Source organism: Streptomyces sp. NPDC025721, assembly GCF_055558595.1.
In genome coordinates this window covers 432,256-449,005 of the sequence record NZ_JBVHMF010000003.1, presented here as the reverse complement: position 1 = coordinate 449,005, position 16,750 = coordinate 432,256, and the positions used below count along the sequence as shown (strand labels likewise).

General features: G+C 71.9%; 13 protein-coding genes. 12 read left to right on the top strand and 1 reads right to left on the bottom strand.

The annotated features are described in order from the left end of the window. Positions 1 to 65 precede the first annotated feature (65 nt). The 6 genes from ACZ4EF_RS08125 to ACZ4EF_RS08100 all read left to right on the top strand — a co-directional run bounded on the left by ACZ4EF_RS08125 (position 66) and on the right by ACZ4EF_RS08100 (position 9,242). Positions 66 to 1,412: an ABC transporter substrate-binding protein gene (locus ACZ4EF_RS08125; RefSeq protein ID WP_355333127.1), complete on the top strand. Its 1,347-nt coding sequence runs from the start codon at positions 66 to 68 to the stop codon at positions 1,410 to 1,412. A 38-nt stretch (positions 1,413 to 1,450) separates the two neighbouring features. Further along, positions 1,451 to 2,350, top strand: a complete 900-nt coding sequence (locus ACZ4EF_RS08120) for a carbohydrate ABC transporter permease (protein ID WP_355333125.1) — start codon at positions 1,451 to 1,453, stop codon at positions 2,348 to 2,350. Then, on the top strand, positions 2,347 to 3,306 hold the full coding sequence (locus tag ACZ4EF_RS08115) for a carbohydrate ABC transporter permease (protein ID WP_391161104.1): 960 nt from the start codon (positions 2,347 to 2,349) through the stop codon (positions 3,304 to 3,306). Before ACZ4EF_RS08120 ends, ACZ4EF_RS08115 begins: the two co-directional genes overlap by 4 nt. Beyond that, positions 3,303 to 7,436 (top strand): hypothetical protein, encoded by a 4,134-nt coding sequence (locus ACZ4EF_RS08110; protein WP_467503362.1) that lies wholly within the window; start codon positions 3,303 to 3,305, stop codon positions 7,434 to 7,436. The genes ACZ4EF_RS08115 and ACZ4EF_RS08110 overlap by 4 nt, the downstream gene beginning before the upstream one ends. Beyond that, positions 7,430 to 8,302 (top strand): NAD-dependent epimerase/dehydratase family protein, encoded by an 873-nt coding sequence (locus tag ACZ4EF_RS08105; protein WP_467503360.1) that lies wholly within the window; start codon positions 7,430 to 7,432, stop codon positions 8,300 to 8,302. Before ACZ4EF_RS08110 ends, ACZ4EF_RS08105 begins: the two co-directional genes overlap by 7 nt. Positions 8,303 to 8,408: 106 nt before the next feature. Next, the gene (locus ACZ4EF_RS08100) at positions 8,409 to 9,242 is read left to right on the top strand and encodes an SDR family NAD(P)-dependent oxidoreductase (RefSeq protein WP_355333115.1); all 834 of its coding nucleotides are present in this window, start codon (positions 8,409 to 8,411) and stop codon (positions 9,240 to 9,242) included. Positions 9,243 to 9,372: 130 nt separating this feature from the next. Here ACZ4EF_RS08100 and ACZ4EF_RS08095 read toward each other — a convergent pair whose 3' ends face one another. Then, positions 9,373 to 10,452 (bottom strand): phosphotransferase family protein, encoded by a 1,080-nt coding sequence (locus ACZ4EF_RS08095; protein WP_467503358.1) that lies wholly within the window; start codon positions 10,450 to 10,452, stop codon positions 9,373 to 9,375. Between the two features lie 155 nt (positions 10,453 to 10,607). On the opposite strand from ACZ4EF_RS08095, the gene ACZ4EF_RS08090 reads away from it, so the two are divergent. The 6 genes from ACZ4EF_RS08090 (at position 10,608) to ACZ4EF_RS08065 (ending at position 16,741) form a co-directional block, all read left to right on the top strand. Beyond that, the gene (locus tag ACZ4EF_RS08090) at positions 10,608 to 11,636 is read left to right on the top strand and encodes an ABC transporter ATP-binding protein (protein WP_467503356.1); all 1,029 of its coding nucleotides are present in this window, start codon (positions 10,608 to 10,610) and stop codon (positions 11,634 to 11,636) included. Continuing rightward, entirely contained in the window at positions 11,633 to 12,448 is an 816-nt protein-coding gene (locus ACZ4EF_RS08085) for an ABC transporter permease (RefSeq protein ID WP_355333109.1), read from the top strand. Before ACZ4EF_RS08090 ends, ACZ4EF_RS08085 begins: the two co-directional genes overlap by 4 nt. A 167-nt stretch (positions 12,449 to 12,615) precedes the next feature. After that, positions 12,616 to 13,974 (top strand): sensor histidine kinase, encoded by a 1,359-nt coding sequence (locus ACZ4EF_RS08080; RefSeq protein WP_467503354.1) that lies wholly within the window; start codon positions 12,616 to 12,618, stop codon positions 13,972 to 13,974. After that, on the top strand, positions 13,971 to 14,576 hold the full coding sequence (locus ACZ4EF_RS08075) for a response regulator transcription factor (protein WP_355333104.1): 606 nt from the start codon (positions 13,971 to 13,973) through the stop codon (positions 14,574 to 14,576). The genes ACZ4EF_RS08080 and ACZ4EF_RS08075 overlap by 4 nt, the downstream gene beginning before the upstream one ends. Before the next feature lie 152 nt (positions 14,577 to 14,728). After that, positions 14,729 to 15,859, top strand: a complete 1,131-nt coding sequence (locus ACZ4EF_RS08070; RefSeq protein WP_355333102.1) for a YihY/virulence factor BrkB family protein — start codon at positions 14,729 to 14,731, stop codon at positions 15,857 to 15,859. 39 nt (positions 15,860 to 15,898) lie between these two features. Beyond that, a complete protein-coding gene (locus tag ACZ4EF_RS08065) occupies positions 15,899 to 16,741 on the top strand; it encodes a DUF1206 domain-containing protein (protein ID WP_467503352.1) in 843 nt (280 codons plus the stop codon). The last annotated feature ends 9 nt before the right edge of the window (positions 16,742 to 16,750 follow it).

Genomic DNA, 16,750 nt, shown 5'->3' with positions numbered 1-16,750 from the left:
AACCGACCCCGAACCGACCCCGCACCGCACTCGAACCGAACTCGAAACGAAGGAGCCCCACCCTCATGCGACCCCGTACCTTCGTCACGCTGCTGGCGGCGACCGCCTGCGTGTCGGCCGCGCTCACCGGCTGCGGCTCCTCCTCGTCCGGCGGCGGCGGCGCCACGACCACCCTGACCGTCGCCGAGTGGACCAACCCGGGCGCGATCGAGTTCACGCAGGACCTCAACGCCAAGTTCGAGAAGGCCCATCCGGGCGTGAAGGTCAAGCTCCAGCAGGCGCCGAACAACAACGGCGCCTGGCAGCAGCTCTGGAACAGCCTGCTCCAGTCCAAGTCCGTTGACGTACTGGCCCTTTCCGCGCCCACCCAGGCGGGCTTCGCGCCCAGCTACACCAGCCTCAAGCCCGCGGGCGCCGCCGCGCTGATCGACGCCGGGCAGATGACCGACCTGTCGGCGCAGCCGTTCATGAAGAACTACGACGCGACGGCCCAGGCCGCCGCGGTCGGGCGGAACGGGAAGGTCTACGGCGTCATGGCCGCGCAGTACGCCGCCGCCGGGTCGATCTGGTACAAGAAGGACCTTCTCGACAAGTACCACATGGGCGTGCCCACCACCTTCCAGGAGTTCCTCGACGACTGCGAGACGCTGAAGAAGGCGGGCAAGACCCCGATCTTCGTGGCCGCGAAGGACAACATGCAGGGCGGGGTGTGGCAGGGCTCGGTGAACCAGACCCTCATGCAGGGCCGCCCGGCCTCGGACTCCGTCAAGGTGTCGAGCGAGCGGGCCGACGCGTTCTGGAAAGGCACGCAGTCCTGGACCGACCAGGTCTACAAGGACGCGGCAGGCCGCTACGAGAAGGTCATGAAGTACATCGAGCCCAACGCGGCCGGTGTCGCCCAGCTCACCGCGCCCGGCGTCTGGGCCGCGAAGTCCGACGACTACCCGTTCCTGCTGGACGGTTCGTGGGACGGCGCGCTCATCCAGAAGGCCAACCCCACGCTCAACCTCGGGTTCTTCACCATGCCCGGCACCGACACCCCGGCGGCCAACCGCCTCATGCTCAAGCCCGACCTGACCTGGATGGTCCCGACGACCGCCAAGCACAAGGACCTGGCCATGGAGTGGCTGACGATGTTCTCCGACCCGGAGAACTACAAGGAGTGGCTGACCAAGACCGGCTCCATCTCCACCCAGCCCGCGCTGAAGAACACCGGACTGCCGTGGATGGACTGGCAGAACGCCCACATGGACGACGCCTTCCAGCAGCTCAGCAACCCGTGGGTGCCCGCGGGCGCGCCCGTGGACGCGGGCGGTCCCGACTTCTCCAAGATGACGCCGATCGGCGGCGACAGCGCCGACACGATCCTCAGCCGCTCGGCGAGCGCGTACCGCAAGTCGGTCGGCAACTGACCACCGCCTCCCAGGCACCATGAGAAAGGAGGCGCGGCGTGGCACGCTGTCCCTTCGGAACCCAACGGACGCGGCGGTTCATTCCCTGGGCCAGCATCGCGATTCCGGGAGCGGGCTGGCTGCTGTTCGGGCTCTACCCGTCCCTGGCCACCATCGGATACTCCTTCACCAGGTACTCCGGGCTCCCGGGCACGCCGCTCAACTTCTGCGGACTGTGCAACTACGACGCGGCGTTCACGTCGCTGTCCACCCAACTGTGGAGCGCCGTACGGGTCACGCTGATCTATGTCATCGGCGTGACCGTGCTCCAGAACGCGATCGGGCTGGGACTGGCCCTGCTGCTCAACCGGCCGGGCCGCTCCCTGACCTTCTACCGCGCGCTGATCTTCATGCCCCAGATCTTCTCCGTCACCGTGGTCGGCGCGGTCTTCTCCCTCATGCTCGACCCGTACTCGGGGCCGGTGGAGAAGGTCGTGCACGGCCTGTTCGGTGTCGACTCCGCCTTCCTCGGGTCGAGTTCACTGGCGCTGTGGCTGGTGATGATGGTGAACGTCTGGATGTTCTCCGGCTACTCGATGCTCATCTACATCGCGGGACTGCGGAACATCCCGCGCTCGGTGTACGAGGCCGCGGCGATGGACGGCGCGGGGCGGTTCCGGGTGTTCCGGCATGTGACGTGGCCGCTGCTGGCCCCGGCCACCACCGTGAACGTCTTCCTCACCGCCATGGCCACGCTGGGCGAGTACGCGCTGATCATGGTGCTCACCGCGGGCAACTTCGGCACCAAGACCCTGGGGTTGTACATGTTCCAGTCCGCGTTCGGCAGTGACAGCCAACTCGGCTACGGCTCGATGCTGGCGATGATCCAGTTCGTGCTGACCGTCGCGATCGGCGGCGTCCTGCTGTACGGCCTGCGCAGGCGGGAGGTCTCGCTGTGACGACCGCCCGGGCGGCCGGCGCGTCGCCGTCGTCAGCGCCGAGGACCCCCGCGGCCCCCACCCGGCTCCAGCGGCTGATGTCCGCCAGGACGACCAAGGCGGCGGGGCTGAACCTGCTGTGCTTCGCCATCGCGGCCGGTCTGTTCGCCCTGCCGCTGGTCTACGTCCTGCTCCAGGCGTTCAAGACGTACACCGGATTCCTCCAGAACCCCACCGGGATGCCGCATCCGTGGACCACCGAGAGCTTCTCGGCGGCCTGGAACCAGGGGCACTTCGGACGGCAGATGATCAACAGCCTTGTCTACGCGGTCATCCCCGACGTCGTCACGCTGATCCTCGGCGTCTTCCTGGCCTTCCCCATCTCCCGCGGCTACTTCAAGTACTCCAACGGGCTGTACACCTTCTTCATCTTCTCCGGCTTCCTGCCCGGCGGCCTGATCCCGCTGTTCATCGAGGCCAGGACGCTGGGCCTGTACAACAGCATGGCCGGCTACCTGATCCTGACCAGCCTGTCCGGCGCCGGGTTCTTCTTCTTCGTCGGCTACATCAAGGGCATCCCGCGCGAGATCGACGAGGCGGCGGCGCTCGACGGCTGCGGCTATATCCGGTTCATCTTCACCATCATCATTCCGCAGATGAAACCGGCCCTGGCCACGTTCGCGATCTTCGGCTTCGTGCACGCCTGGAACAACCTGATCCTGCCCCTGGTGATGCTGTCGGACTCCGCGCTGTGGCCGGTCACCCGGGGGCTGTACTCGTTCTTCGGCGAGTACTCGCAGAACTGGCCGCTGATCGCCGCGGGCACCTTCATCGTCGCGGCGCCCATCATGCTGCTGTTCATCCTGCTCCAGCGCTACCTCGTCGAAGGTGTCGCGGGCGGCGCGGCGTTCGGCACGCAGGGTGTCGCGCCCGGCTCGTCGGGCGCCGGGGGCGCCGAAGTGGGAGGGGGATCGTGACGTCCGCCGTCACGCACTGGCCGGCGGACGGGGACGAGGTGAGGTTCGCGCTCAGCGACCCCCTCGACCACCCCGACTTCGCCTGGCCCCGGACCCTGCTGCACTACCCGGTGCGGTGGGCGACGCCCTCGATACGCGCCGGGCGACTGCGGCTGCTCGACGCGTCCGACGCGCCGGTGCCCTTCCAACTCGCCGAGACGACCACGGACTCGGAGGGCGACGACGCGTTCCTGACGTCAGCCACCGTCTGCTTCTTCGCCGACCTCGCGCCCGGCGCCCGCCATGAGTTCACCCTGCGCGCGGACGAGACGCTGCCGCCGGCGCGGGGCACGGGGCCGGTCGAGGTCACCGAGGACGGCGACGGCATCGTGGTCGACGGCGGAGCCCTGCGGGTCCGGCTGCCGTCCGCCGGCCGGTTCGCCGCCGGGGACATACCGGGGCCGGTCCGGCAGCTCGACCGCGGGCACGGCTGGGTCGGCAGGTCCGTACTGCGCTGCGGCGCCGAGCGGCTGGACCACCTCGACGTGCAACTGACCGAGGCCGGACCGCTGTTCGCGACCCACGTCCTCACGTACGTCTTCACCGGCGGCGCCCGCTACACCGCGACCGTCCGGGTGCTGCGGGACTGCGACTTCCTCGAACTGTACGAGGAGATGGTGTCGTTGGACGAAACGGCGACCACCACTACTGCGACGACGACGGCCATGGCCTGGGAGCTGTACTGGGAGGGCTGCACGCCCACCCACCGGTTCTCCTCCGCCTGGCCGTTCTCGCAGTCCGCCGCCGACCACGCCGACCCCGGTTCGCCCGAGCTGTACCACTGGCTCGGCATCGACGAGCCCGTCGTCGTCGGCGACTGCGGCGAGGACCCGTCCTTCTCCGGGCCGGGTGGCAGGGAGCACCCCGAGACCGACATGGCCTTCACCGTCGGCCCCTACGCCCCGAGCTTCGCGTGGGACATCCGGCCGCACGCCGCCTTCTGGGACGCAGAACAGCGCGACGCCATGGGCGTGTTCGTCCGCGACCACACCCGGTGGGACGACCGTACGTACTCCGCCTGGGCGTCGGCGGACACCCTCCGCGTCCACTTCCGCCACGACGGCGTCCTGCGCTGGACCTGGCCGCTGCGCACCGGCACCCGCAGCACCGGTATCGCCTTCTACGACCACGAGCGCGACCTGGAGGTGCTGCGCGCGCAGCGGTCGACGGCCTACCAGTCCACGTACGTACGCCATCTCCAGCACTGGCAGGGCACGCTCAGCCTCGACCGGGTCAAGGACTGGACGCTCACCTACACCGGCAAGCGGCCGGAACCACTGTGCGGGGAAGGCGAGTTCGGCAGCGCGCGGGAATTCGCCGACGCCCTGCTGACCGGCCCCGAGGGACCCCGGCTGATCGCCCACGGGGTCAACGACGTCGCGGGCTACCTCAACATCGGCCAACGCCCGCTCTACGACCGGCTGCTGGACGGCTACGACCGGTTCGCCGGACAGCTCGACGCCGCCGAGCGCGAACGCGTGGACGCCCTGCTCCTGCTGACCGGATACGTCTCGGCGGGCGAGGAGATCGGCCCGCTGCTGCGGATGGCGGGCGGGCACCCCAACTTCATGGCCGACGGCAAGGCGGCGCTGGCCTGCCTGGCCTGGCTCTTCCCCGAGCACGAGGCGGCGGGGGAGTGGCTGGACCAGTTCGAGCGGTTCGCCGAGCTGACCGGTGTGTTCCACACCCGCCCGGCGCTGCCCTCCCGCCGCGCACGGCCCGGCCGGTGGACCGAGAGCCTGGCCACGTACGTGTGGGCGTATCTGCGGCCCCTCGGCCAGGGCAACCACCTGGCGCGGGAGGCCGACGGCCGCAACCGGGCCGCCACCCCCGAACTCGCCGCCCTCGGCGACTGGTTGGTCAACGCGCTGACCGCGCCGGTCGACGTCACCGGCACCGGCGAGCTGCGGCGGCTGCACCCCGCGCAAGGAGCGCACGCCTACTGGCCGCGCCGCCCTCCCATCGAGATGCGGCTGCTCGGCGAGACCCTGCACCGCTACCGGCCCCTGGTCGCCGAACACCTGCTGTGGGGCAGCGACCCCGCCGCCCGACGCCTGGACAGCCCGCACGACGCACCCGACCCCTGGCGCGTCACCGTGCGCACCGACGGCAACCCCGGCACCAACCCCCGCCTGCGCAGCGCCAAATACACCGGATACGGGATCACCCTGCGCGCCGACGTCGACCGGCCGGGCGAGGTCGCCGTCTTCCTCCAGCAGGTGGACCGCGGCCCCAACTACCGCTGGGGCATCGCCGACGACAACGGGAGCGGCCACCTCTACTACTACGCGGCGGGCGCCTCCTACAGCGGCCACGGCCCCGAGGACGCCGGGGACCGCCGCGTGCCCGACGCGACCTTCGCGACCTCCTGTGCGGTCTGGAAGGACGGCGCCTTCCGCGGTATCGGCTGCCACACCCTCGACCGGCCGATGTACGACCTCGGCGGCGCGCAGTACGCGGAGATCGTCCCCGATCCCGACGGCCCGGTCGGCGACCTGTACCTCGGCCGCAGCGTGCTGCTCGTCGGCACCGACTACCTGGTCACCTACGACTCCTTCGCGCCCAACCAGCGCATGGTGTGGACCTGGTCAGTGCTCACCGAGGCCACCGGGCACGACGCCAACAGCTACCCCCACCTGCCCGAGCGGATGCCGTTCATCCACCTCGTGCGCGGGGTGCGCGAGGACGGCACGGTGGGAGAAGGCGGCGCGGCGGGCCGGGGCGGCGTGGTGCGGGAGGCCGGCGCGCTCGGAGGCGCCTTCGCCACCGACGTCACGCACGGCGTACGCCTCGAAGGCCGCGCCGACGGGGCAAACGGCAACACGCTCGCGGTCGTCAGCCACCGCGACGACCTCGTGGTCGACCCGGCCGCCGACACGCCCTGGGGCGCCAGGATCCGCACCCCGCACAGCCTCGACCTCGTCTTCCGGCACCAGTCCGCGAGGCCCTGCGAACCGGCCGCCGTCGAATTCGCCGAGGACGGGCTGCGGTTCACGGGAACGGCGGGCACGATCCGGCTCTTCGACAGCGGACGCCGCGAACTGACGCTCTTTCACGGCAGCGCCATCGGCACGGCGGACGTCCTGCTGACCACCGACGACCGTGACCTGGGCATCAGCCTCGGCTACCTCCACCCCACGGAGCTGCGCGGCACGTACGACGCGCAGACGGACACCGGGATCACCCTGCGCCTGCCCGCCGGGCTCGACGCCGCGGCGGACTTCTCCGTGGACGGCGCACCGCTGCGCCCGCTCGGCCGGACGCACGACACCGTGCGGCTGGCGCTCCCACGGGGCCGCCACGCATGGGAGTTGACCGCGCGCCGCCCGGAACCGGCGCCGCCGCGGGTGATCCGTACCGAGACCGTCCCCGGCGGCGCCGTCGTGCACTTCACCGCCGTCGCCGCGGCCGACTCCTACCTGCTCGAACTCAGCACGGACGGCGGTCTGACCTGGGCACCGGCCGTCGCCGCCGCCGACAGCCCCGGACTCCTGAGCGGACTGTCCGACGGCGTGAAGTACCACGTCAGGGTCGCCGCGCGGAACACCGACCGGCAGGGCCCTCCCGGCGCCGAATACCCGGTCTACGCGTCCGGCCGGGCGCCGGAGCCGCCGGACGGCCTGAAGGTCAGACTCAACGACGGTGCGGTGAGCGTCAGTTGGGGCGAGGTGCTGGGCGCCGGACGGTACCGGCTGTATCGGCGGCGCAAGGGCGAGGCCGGCTTCCGCGAGGTCTTCGCGGGCACGGCCTTCGCGTACGTCGACCGCGTGCCCGGTGTCGTACCGGCGACCGGCGATCCGCGCGGGTCGGACGGTGCTCGCGGCGGCGGGAGGCCGGGGCAGGCGCCCGTCCTGGAGTACGCGGTGGCCGCCGAGAACGGAAACGGTACCGGCCCCATGTCGCCCCCCGTCGACACCGACCCCGGCAGTTGGCGGCACTGGAATCCGCCGGTCGACGTCGCCTTCCGCTGCCACCACGCCTACAACCAGCCGCCGTACGCCCCCGCCTGCGCGACCCCGCGGCCCTACGACGAACAGCGCCCGCCCGCCCAACTCCCGCACGATATGGACCCGTTGGAGCGGACATGGTGACGGCGCAGCGCATCCTGATCACCGGGGCCGCGGGCCGCGTCGGCCGGGCGCTGCGCCCGCGCATGGCGCGGCCGGGACGCACGCTCCGGCTCCTGGACATCGCCGAGATCGAGCCGCCGGCGTCGGGCGAGGCCGTGGAGACCGTACGCGCCTCGTTCACCGACCCGGACGCGATCGACGCCGCCTGCCAGGGTGTCGACGCCGTGCTCCACCTCGGGGGACTGGCCGGGGAAGCGCCCTGGGAGCGCATTCGGGAGATCAACATCGACGGCACGCAGCGGGTACTGGAGGCCGTGCGCCGCCAGGGCGTGCCGCGGGTGGTGCTCGCCTCCAGCATCCACGCGGCGGGATTCCGTACGCGGGACGACGCCCTACCCGTACGGGAGGAGGGCGCTGCCGCAGGGGCCCCCGCCGCTGAGCGCGCCGAACTGCCCGCGGACATCGCACCGCGCCCCGACACGTTCTACGGCGCGGGGAAGGCCGCGGTGGAGGCGCTCGGCGCGCTCTACCGGAGCCGCTTCGGCATCGACGTCACCTGTCTGCGGATCGGCGCCTTCCGGCCGCGCCCGCTCGCTCCTGAGGACCTGGCCGCCTGGCTGTCGCCGGACGACGCGGCCCGGCTGGTGGAGGCGTGTCTGCGCGCGGAGCCCGCCGGATTCCGGATGCTGTGGGGCATCTCCCGCAACACCCGCCGGTGGTGGTCCCTCGCGGAAGGGGAGGCCATCGGCTACCACCCGCGGGACGACGCCGAGGACCACCTGGCCGCGCTCCTGGAGTGCGGGTCCTTCGGTCCCGCGGACTTCGACCCGGCGGCCGACCGCAACTTCCGCGTCGGCGCCAATTTCTGCACTATGCCGTTGGGCTGACGACAAGGGCATGCCGTCGGCAGCAAGCTCGGACGGCAACAGTTTTCGGTCATCCGGCCGCGCAGGCGCTCCGGTTGGCGAACACCGTGGGACTGGAGAGGAACGTATGAGTGAGGAACACGCCGGTCGCGTCGCGCTGGTCACGGGCGGATCGAGCGGTATCGGCCGCGCCGCCGCGGAACTGCTGGCCGCGTCGGGCGCCGCTGTCGCCGTCTGCGGTGTGGACGCCGACGACACGGAGAAGACGGCCGCGGCCATCGCGGAGGCGGGCGGCCGAGCACTGCCCGTCGTCGCGGACGTCTCGGACCCCGACGCGGTCGCCGCGGCGGTGGCGCGGACCGTGAGCGAGTACGGCGGCCTCGACGTGCTGGTGACCTCCGCGGGCATCCAGCGCTACGGGACGGTCGCCGACACCGACGAGAAGACCTGGGACGAGGTGTTCGCCGTCAACGTCAAGGGAGTGTTCCTGACCGCCCGCGCCGCCCTGCCCCACCTGCGGCGCAGCGCCTCCGGCGGCTCCGTCGTCGTGGTCTCGTCCGTGCAGTCGCGCGCCGCGCAGTCCAACGTGGCCGCCTACGCGGCGGCGAAGGGCGCGCTGAACGCGCTGGTCCGTTCGATGGCCGTGGACGAGGCCCCCTTCGGAGTACGGGTCAACGCGGTCTGCCCCGGCTCCGTCGACACCCCGATGCTGCGCCACTCGGCGGCACGGTTCAGCGACGGCAGCGACGAAGGGGTGCGGCGACTGCTCGGGGAGTGGGGCCGCAGCCACCCGATAGGGCGCATAGCCCAGCCCCGCGAGGTCGCCGAGGTGATCGCCTTCCTGGCCGGCACCCGCGCCGGATTCGTCACCGGCACGGACATCCCGGTCGACGGCGGCGTCCTCGCGGCCCTGGCCGTCACCCTCCCCCAGGACGCCCCGGAGCCCTCCGCGACAGCCTGACCCCACGGCCGGACCGATAACGGCGACGAGGGAGCGGGGGCCCTCGTCGGCACGGCGAAGTCGGTCGCCGTGCGCAGCGACCGGCGCCGGGCGGGCCCGTCGGCGTCCCGGCGGCGCGCGAGCCGTTGCTCTACGGCCTGCGGGCGGGCGGCGGTTGAAGGGCGGGCCAGCGGGTGAGCATCGCTTCGCGCATCGCGGGGGCCAGACGGCCGAGAGCCGGCAGGCGGCCCTCTTGGGCGGTCACGCGGCCGACGACGCCGAGCCGGTGGACCAGTCGCTGACGGGCCGTCACCGTGCCCCACTCCCAGTCCTGGTGGGGAATCAGGGCCAGGCGGTCGGTGGTCCCGCGCTCGGCCCGCTGCACCAGCGCGTCACCGCGCAGCAGCCAACCGGCGCAGGCGTCGGTGAGATCACCCGGGACGTCCGTGCCCGTCGCCCGGCGCCAGGCGTCGCGATACGCGGCCTCCGCCGCTTCCAGCAGCGGGGGTGCGGGGGCGGTGACGCACCAGCAGGTCGGGAAACCGACGCGCAGATAGGCGAGTTCGACGATTCCGTCGCCCAACGCGGCCTGCTCGAAGTCGATGAATCTGACGCCGTCGTCGGTGTGCATGTCGTTGCCGGGGCACGGGTCGCCGTGCAGCAGAGCGCGGCCCCGCGCCCGTGACGTACGGTCCACGAGGTCGTCCAACTCGCCGCGTACGGCGGGCGGTACGGCGACGCCGAGGGCCTGGGCGAGGGCGAGGAAGGAGTCGACGTCCGTGTGCGCCGGGCCCGACCAGGCGGGGAGTACGTCCGAGCCGTCGCTGCCGTCGCTGCCGTCGCTGCCGTCGCCGTCGTCCCCGTCGTCCGCATCGCCGTTGGTCGCCGCGTGGAGCCGGGCCAGTGCTCCGGCGTAGTCGACGATCCACTCCTCGCGCGGCGGCCGGTGCTCCACGTACTCCAGCACCAGCACCCGCTCCCGCGCGTCGGTGCCCAGCAGCGTCGGCACGACCGGCGGATCGACCCGGCCCGCGAGCCGCAGCGCGGCCACCTCGCGGGCGTACCTCTCGTCGGCTTCGGGCGCGTCGACAAGTTGCTTGACCACCACGGGAGTTCCGGCCAGCTCGGCCCGCCACACCCGCGAGCGCGGACTGCTCCCCAGCCGGCGGCCCCGCCGGGGCGTCCCCAACTCGTCCCGCAACTTCTCCCCGAGGGGCAGCCGTGACCGCATGGCGGCATCCTCGCACGGGCGGGGACGACACCCGGAGCGATTTACGGCGCGGCGGCCCCGCCCGGTCCGGGGCGGTCCCCGCCCATGACATTCGTCATGAACAGTCATGACAGACCACACGGCCCGAAGCGCCGACGGGCGGACAGCCTTGAGACATGGACACAGTCATCGAAACCACCGGCTTGCGGCGGAGCTACAGCGGCTTCGAGGCCGTACGCGGCGTCGACATCAGCGTGGGGCGGGGCGAGCTGTTCGCTCTGCTGGGGACGAACGGCGCGGGCAAGACCTCGACGCTGGAGATCCTGGAGGGGCAGGCGCCCGCCAGCGCGGGAACCGTACGGGTGCTGGGCGCCGACCCCTACCGCGAGCGTGCCGCGGTGCGGCCCCGTATCGGAGTGATGCTCCAGGAGGGCGGCTTCCCCACCGAGCTGACCGTCGCGGAGACCGTCGACATGTGGGCGGGCTGCACCAGCGGCGCCCGGCCCGTGGCGGAGGCCCTGGAGCTGACGCGGCTGGAGCAGCGGCGCGGGGTGCGGGTCAAGCAGCTCTCCGGCGGCGAGCGGCGCCGCCTCGACCTCACGCTCGCGCTGCTCGGACGGCCGGAGGTGCTCTTCCTCGACGAGCCCACCACCGGTCTCGACGCCCAGTCCCGGCACGACACCTGGGAGCTGATCGGAGAGCTGAAGCGGCAGGGCACCACGGTGCTGCTCACCACGCACTACCTCGAAGAGGCGGAGCAGTTGGCGGACCGGCTGGCCATCATGCACGCGGGCCGGATCGCCAGCACCGGACGCGTCGCGGACGTGGTCGCCGAGCGGCCCGCGCGGATCACCTTCGAACTGCCCTGGGGCCGCTTCCCCGCCGACCTGCCGCCGCTGCGGTCGATCGGCGTCACCGCACACGAGGTCACCGGGCAGAAGATGCGCCTGGAGACCCGCGACCTCCAGCACACCACCACCGAGCTGCTGTGCTGGGCCCGTGACCAGGGCGTCGAACTGACCGGCCTCGACGTCCGTTCCGCGTCACTGGAAGAGGCGTTCATGGACATCGCCAAAGAGCTCGACCACCGGGACGAGCATCCGGACGAGCACCGTGGCGGCGACCGCACAGAGCAGCGATCCGACCGCCGAGCCGACCACCGGGCCACCCACCGGGCCGACGACCGCCAGGAGACGACGCGATGACCTCCGCGACCACGACGACCACGGCACCCACGGACACCGCGCGCCGGTCCCGTAAGAGCACCGAACGCCTGGCCGCGCTCGGCCGCGCCGAACTGATCCTGCTGGTCCGCAGCAAGGCCGCCCTCATGACGGCCCTCGTCCTGCCCGGTGTCATCGCCGTGTCGATGCGCAGCGCCGTGAAGAGCCTGGACCTGGGCGGCACCGGCCTGTCCGTCGCCACCGTGCTGGTGCCGGGCGCCCTCGGCATGGCGCTGTTCTTCGCGATCTACACCAACATGGTCGGCGTGTACGTCACCCGCCGCGAGGGCCTTGTCCTCAAGCGGCTCCGCTCGGGAGAGGTCCGCGACGCCGAGATCCTGACCGGCGGCGCGCTGCCCGCGGTCCTGATGGCGGTCGTGCAGTCCCTGCTGCTCGGCGTCGGACTCGCCGTCCTGCTCGACATGCCCGCCCCCGAGGCACCTCACCTGCTGGTCCTCGGCCTGCTCCTCGGTATCGTGCTGCTGGTCGTGGGCGCCGCGCTCACCGCCGCCTTCACCCAGACGGCTGAGAGCGCCCAACTGACCTTTCTGCCGTTCATGCTGGTGAGCATGGCCGGTTCCGGGATGTTCCTGCCCCGCGACACCCTGCCGGACACGGTGGCGCGCATCGGCGCGTTCCTGCCGTTCACCCCGGTCATGGACCTGTTGCGCGGCGGCTGGACGGGGAATGTGGACGGGACGGACCAGCTCCGGCTCACTCTCACGGCGCTGGTGTGGATCGGCGTGGCCGTGCTCGGCGTGCGGAAGTGGTTCCGTTGGGAGCCTCGGCACTGAGCGCCGGGCATCGGCATTGAGCGCCGAGCCTCGGCGCTGGGCGTCCGCGCGGCCGACGGGAAGGCCGGGCGCGCACGGCGCCGGACACGTAGGACACGTAGGACTCGTAGGACTCAAGGATTCGAAGGACCGAAGGACTCGAAGGACGAAGGGACGAAGGGGCGACGGTGACTGCGGGAACCACAGGGACCACGACGGGACCCACGGGAACGGCCGGGCTGGCGAGCGTGCAGAGCTGGGTGGAGTGGCTCGGCCACCGGCACGGCACGGACCGCTACCGTCGCTACACCCTGAACTCCCTCTCCTGCTTCGCCCTGTTCGAGGCGGGCCTGTGGACGCTGTGGGTCGTCACGAACGACGTGGGCCCGCTCTGGATCGCGGTCGCTGTCCTGGGCGCTGCCCACGTCGTCGTCCAGGCACTGCTCTCCCGCGCCGGACTCCGCGCCTACATCGGCCTGGCGCCCCGGCCGTACCTGCTGGCCGCCCTCTACACCGCCGTCACGGTCGCCGCCGTCGCGGTCGGCTGCGTGTTGCAGGCGAAGGACCGCGTCGAGGGGAAGGACCTCGCGCCGTACGTGCTGTGGCTGATGATGTTCTACGCGGGCCCGCCCATGCTGGCGCTGTCCCTGCGGGCGGGTACGGCCCTGGTCTCGACCGTCACGCTGGGCTCGCTGGTCGCCGTCTTCGCGACCGGACTGCGCGGGGAGTCGCTGGCGGTGGTCGTCGGCGGGACCCTGTTCCTCGTCCCGTTCATGGCCCTCGCCCTGCGGGCCTCCGGCTGGAGCGTGCTCCTGATCGAGGAGCTGGCCGCGGCCCGCGGGACCCAGGCCCGCTTGGCCGTGGCCGAGGAACGCCTGCGCTTCGGCCGCGACCTGCACGACATCCTCGGACGCAACCTCGCCGTGGTGGCCCTGAAGAGCGAACTGGCGGCGAAGCTCGCGGAACGCGGCAGCCCCGAGGCCGTCGACCTGATGTACGAGGTGCAGCGCATCGCGCAGGACAGCCAGCGCGAGATCCGTTCCGTCGTGCGCGGATACCGCACCGCGGACCTGCACACCGAACTCGCGGGGGCCCGCGAGGTCCTGAAGGCCGCCGGGATTCCCTGCCGTATCAGCGACGGTCCCGCCGCCCGCCTCCCGGACGACATCCAGACCGCGCTCGGCTGGGTCATCCGCGAGGCCGTCACCAATGTGCTGCGCCACGCCCAGCACGCCACCCGCTGCGAGGTGTCCCTGCGCGACACCGGCGAGGGCGCTGTCACGCTGGTCGTGGAGAACGACGGCAGCGACCACCGGGGCGGGCGCGGCCACCGCGCGGGGAGCGCGGGAGGCGGCCACGGGCCCGCCACCACGGCGGGCAGCCGCACGGCGGACGCGGCCTCCGCGGACGGGACCACACCCGGCGGAAGCGGTCTCGCCGGACTCGAAGAGCGTCTGACGCAGCTCCAGGGCACACTCACGACCAGCGAACGCTCCGCCGGCGTCTTCCGCCTGACCGTGACCATCCCGTGGGAGGAAACACCATGATCAGGGTCCTGCTCGCCGACGACGAGCACCTCATCCGCGGAGCGCTCGCCTCGCTGCTCGCCCTGGAGGACGACATCCTCGTCGCCGCCGAGGCGGGCTCCGGCGACGAGGCCCTCGCCATGGCACGGGCCCACCGGCCGGACGTCGCCGTCCTCGACCTCCAGATGCCGCGCGGCGACGGAATCAGCGTCGCGGAACACCTGCGCGCCGAACTCCCCGACTGCGCGACGATGATCGTGACCAGCCACGCCGGGGCCGGGGCCCTCAAGCGCGCGCTGAGCGCGGGGGTGCGCGGCTTCGTACCCAAGACCGTCTCCGCGCAGCAGCTCGCCCGCATCATCCGTACCGTGCACGACGGCGGACGCTATGTCGACCAGGAGCTGGCCGCCGACGCCATCACCGCGGGCGACTCCCCGCTGACGCCCCGCGAGGCGGAACTGCTCGCCATGGCCGAGGAGGGGGCGCCCGTCGCCGACATCGCCGCCCGCGCGATGCTCTCGGTCGGCACCGTACGCAACCACCTGTCGTCCGCCGCCACCAAGGTCGGCGCCGAGAATCGCCATGTCGCGGCGCGCCTCGCCCGCGAGCGCGGCTGGCTGTGACCGCACAGCGCACCGGAGACCGCGGGCGGGGGCCGCAGGAGGTCAGGGACCGGTCACCCGCAGGAGACGAAGGTCACCTCCACGGCCCGCCTCCTGACCCGTGGTCTGTACCGGCGCTCACGGGGAAACCGCCGTGACAGGGACCAAGCCGCGTGACGTGCGGCGGCAGGCCCGACGACGACGAAGTGGTGGCGATCGTGGGCATGGTCCGAAGATTCGACGCCTATCAGCGCGAGCACACCTGGATCGGGCTGCCGCTGGCGGTGGTGTACAAATTCGGCGAGGACCAGGGCGGCTACCTCACGGCGCTGATCGCCTACTACGCCTTCCTGTCGGTCTTCCCCGTGCTGCTGCTCCTGGTGTCGGTGCTCGGCTTCCTGCTGCACAACGACGCGCACTTCCAGAAGCAGGTCGTCGACTCGGCCCTGCACCAGTTCCCGGTGATCGGCGATCAGATCGGCGAGAACATCCGGTCGTTCCACGGCAACACGCTCGCGGTCGTCACCGGTGTGATCGGCGGCCTGTACGGCGCGCTCGGTGTCGCCCAGGCCGCGCAGAACACTCTGCTGAAGATCTGGGCCGTGCCGCGCCACGACCGGCCGAACCCGCTGCGCTCCCGGCTGCGCAGCCTGCTGGTGGTAGGGGTCTTCGGCGTGGGCCTGGCCGCCACCACCGCGCTGACCTCGCTCGCGTCGGACGCCCGCGCGTTCGGCGTCCACCCCGTCGTGCTGCTGCGGATCGCGGCGACCGTACTGTCCACGGCCGTCAACACCGGCCTGCTCCTGTTCGCGTACCGCTACTTCACGGTCGGCACCGTACGGCTGCGCTCCTCGGCGGGTACGGCGCTGGCCGCCGCGCTGGCCTGGCAGTTCGTGCAGTGGGCGGGCACGTACTACGTCCGGCACGAGCTGCGCGGGGCGACCGCCACGTACGGGCTGTTCGGGATCGTCCTCGGCCTGATCACGTGGATCTACCTGGGCGCGCTGATCTTCGTCCTCACCGCTGAGGTGGCGGCGGTGCGGGCCCGGCGGCTCTGGCCGCGCAGCCTGCTCACCCCGTTCACCGACAATGTGGTGCTCAGCCGCGCGGACCGCGAGGTGTACACCTCGTACGCCGCCACGGAGGTCTTCAAGGGCTTCCAGCACGTCGAGGTGAGGTTCGACCCGCCGACCGTGCCCTCGCCCACCGGTACGGCGACGGATACGGCATCCGGTACGCCGCCGCCCGGCGTCGGGCTACCCGCGCAGGACGGTTCGGGGGACGCGAAGGACGTCGTTCCATAGCGGGTGCCTCAACTCCGCCGATCGGGGAAGTCGGCCTGTGTGAAGACGCAAGCAGCAGCATCGACGGGCCGTCACAACGCCAGACGCGCGGCCGACAGCAAGGCGGTCGCCGTCGCGGGCCGCGCGGGGTTCGCGGCCCGAGGGGTGATCTACATCCTGGTGGGCGCACTGGCGGTGCGCATCGCCTTCTCCGACGCCGGAGGCCAACAGGCCGACCGCGGCGGCGCGCTCGCCGAGATCGCGCACAAGCCGTTCGGGGACGTCCTGTTGTGGCTGCTGGGCATAGCCCTGGCCGGAATGGCCCTGTGGCGGCTGTCGGAAGCGGCCTTCGGACAGGCGGGACCCGACGGCGACAAGCCCACCAAGCGCGCGATGGCCGCGGGCCGCTGCGTCTTCTACGCCTTCGTCTCGTACTCCGTGCTCGCCTACGCGGCCGGTGAGAAGAGCAGCGGCAGCGGGTCGACCGACAAGAGGACCGACGACGTGACGGCCAAGGTGCTCGACTGGCCGGGCGGCCAGTGGATCGTCGCCGTCGCCGGTGTCGCCGTCTTCTGCGTCGGTGTGTGGATCGCGGTCCGTGCCCTCATGCGCAAGTTCCACAAGCACCTGAAGATGGGCCAGATGTCGCGGCGCCAGCGCCAGGCCGTGGACTTCCTCGGCATGTTCGGCGGCACCGCGCGAGGCGTGCTGTTCGGCACGGCCGGCGGATTCGCCGTGGCCGCGGCGGTCAAGCACCAGGCGGGCAAGTCCAAGGGCATGGACGACACGCTGCGCTCGTTCGCCGACACGCCGGTCGGCCCGTGGCTGCTGGTGCTCATCGCGGTCGGCCTGATCGCCTTCGGGCTGTTCTCCTGGGCCAACGCGCGGTGGCGCGAGGTCTGAGCGGCGCCG

Coding starts and splice junctions, on each gene's coding strand:
- ACZ4EF_RS08125 (WP_355333127.1), top strand. CDS start 66: ATGCGACCCCGTACCTTCGTCACGCTGCTGGCGGCGACCGCCTGCGTG.
- ACZ4EF_RS08105 (WP_467503360.1), top strand. CDS start 7,430: ATGGTGACGGCGCAGCGCATCCTGATCACCGGGGCCGCGGGCCGCGTC.
- ACZ4EF_RS08100 (WP_355333115.1), top strand. CDS start 8,409: ATGAGTGAGGAACACGCCGGTCGCGTCGCGCTGGTCACGGGCGGATCG.
- ACZ4EF_RS08095 (WP_467503358.1), bottom strand. CDS start 10,452: ATGCGGTCACGGCTGCCCCTCGGGGAGAAGTTGCGGGACGAGTTGGGG.
- ACZ4EF_RS08090 (WP_467503356.1), top strand. CDS start 10,608: ATGGACACAGTCATCGAAACCACCGGCTTGCGGCGGAGCTACAGCGGC.
- ACZ4EF_RS08085 (WP_355333109.1), top strand. CDS start 11,633: ATGACCTCCGCGACCACGACGACCACGGCACCCACGGACACCGCGCGC.
- ACZ4EF_RS08075 (WP_355333104.1), top strand. CDS start 13,971: ATGATCAGGGTCCTGCTCGCCGACGACGAGCACCTCATCCGCGGAGCG.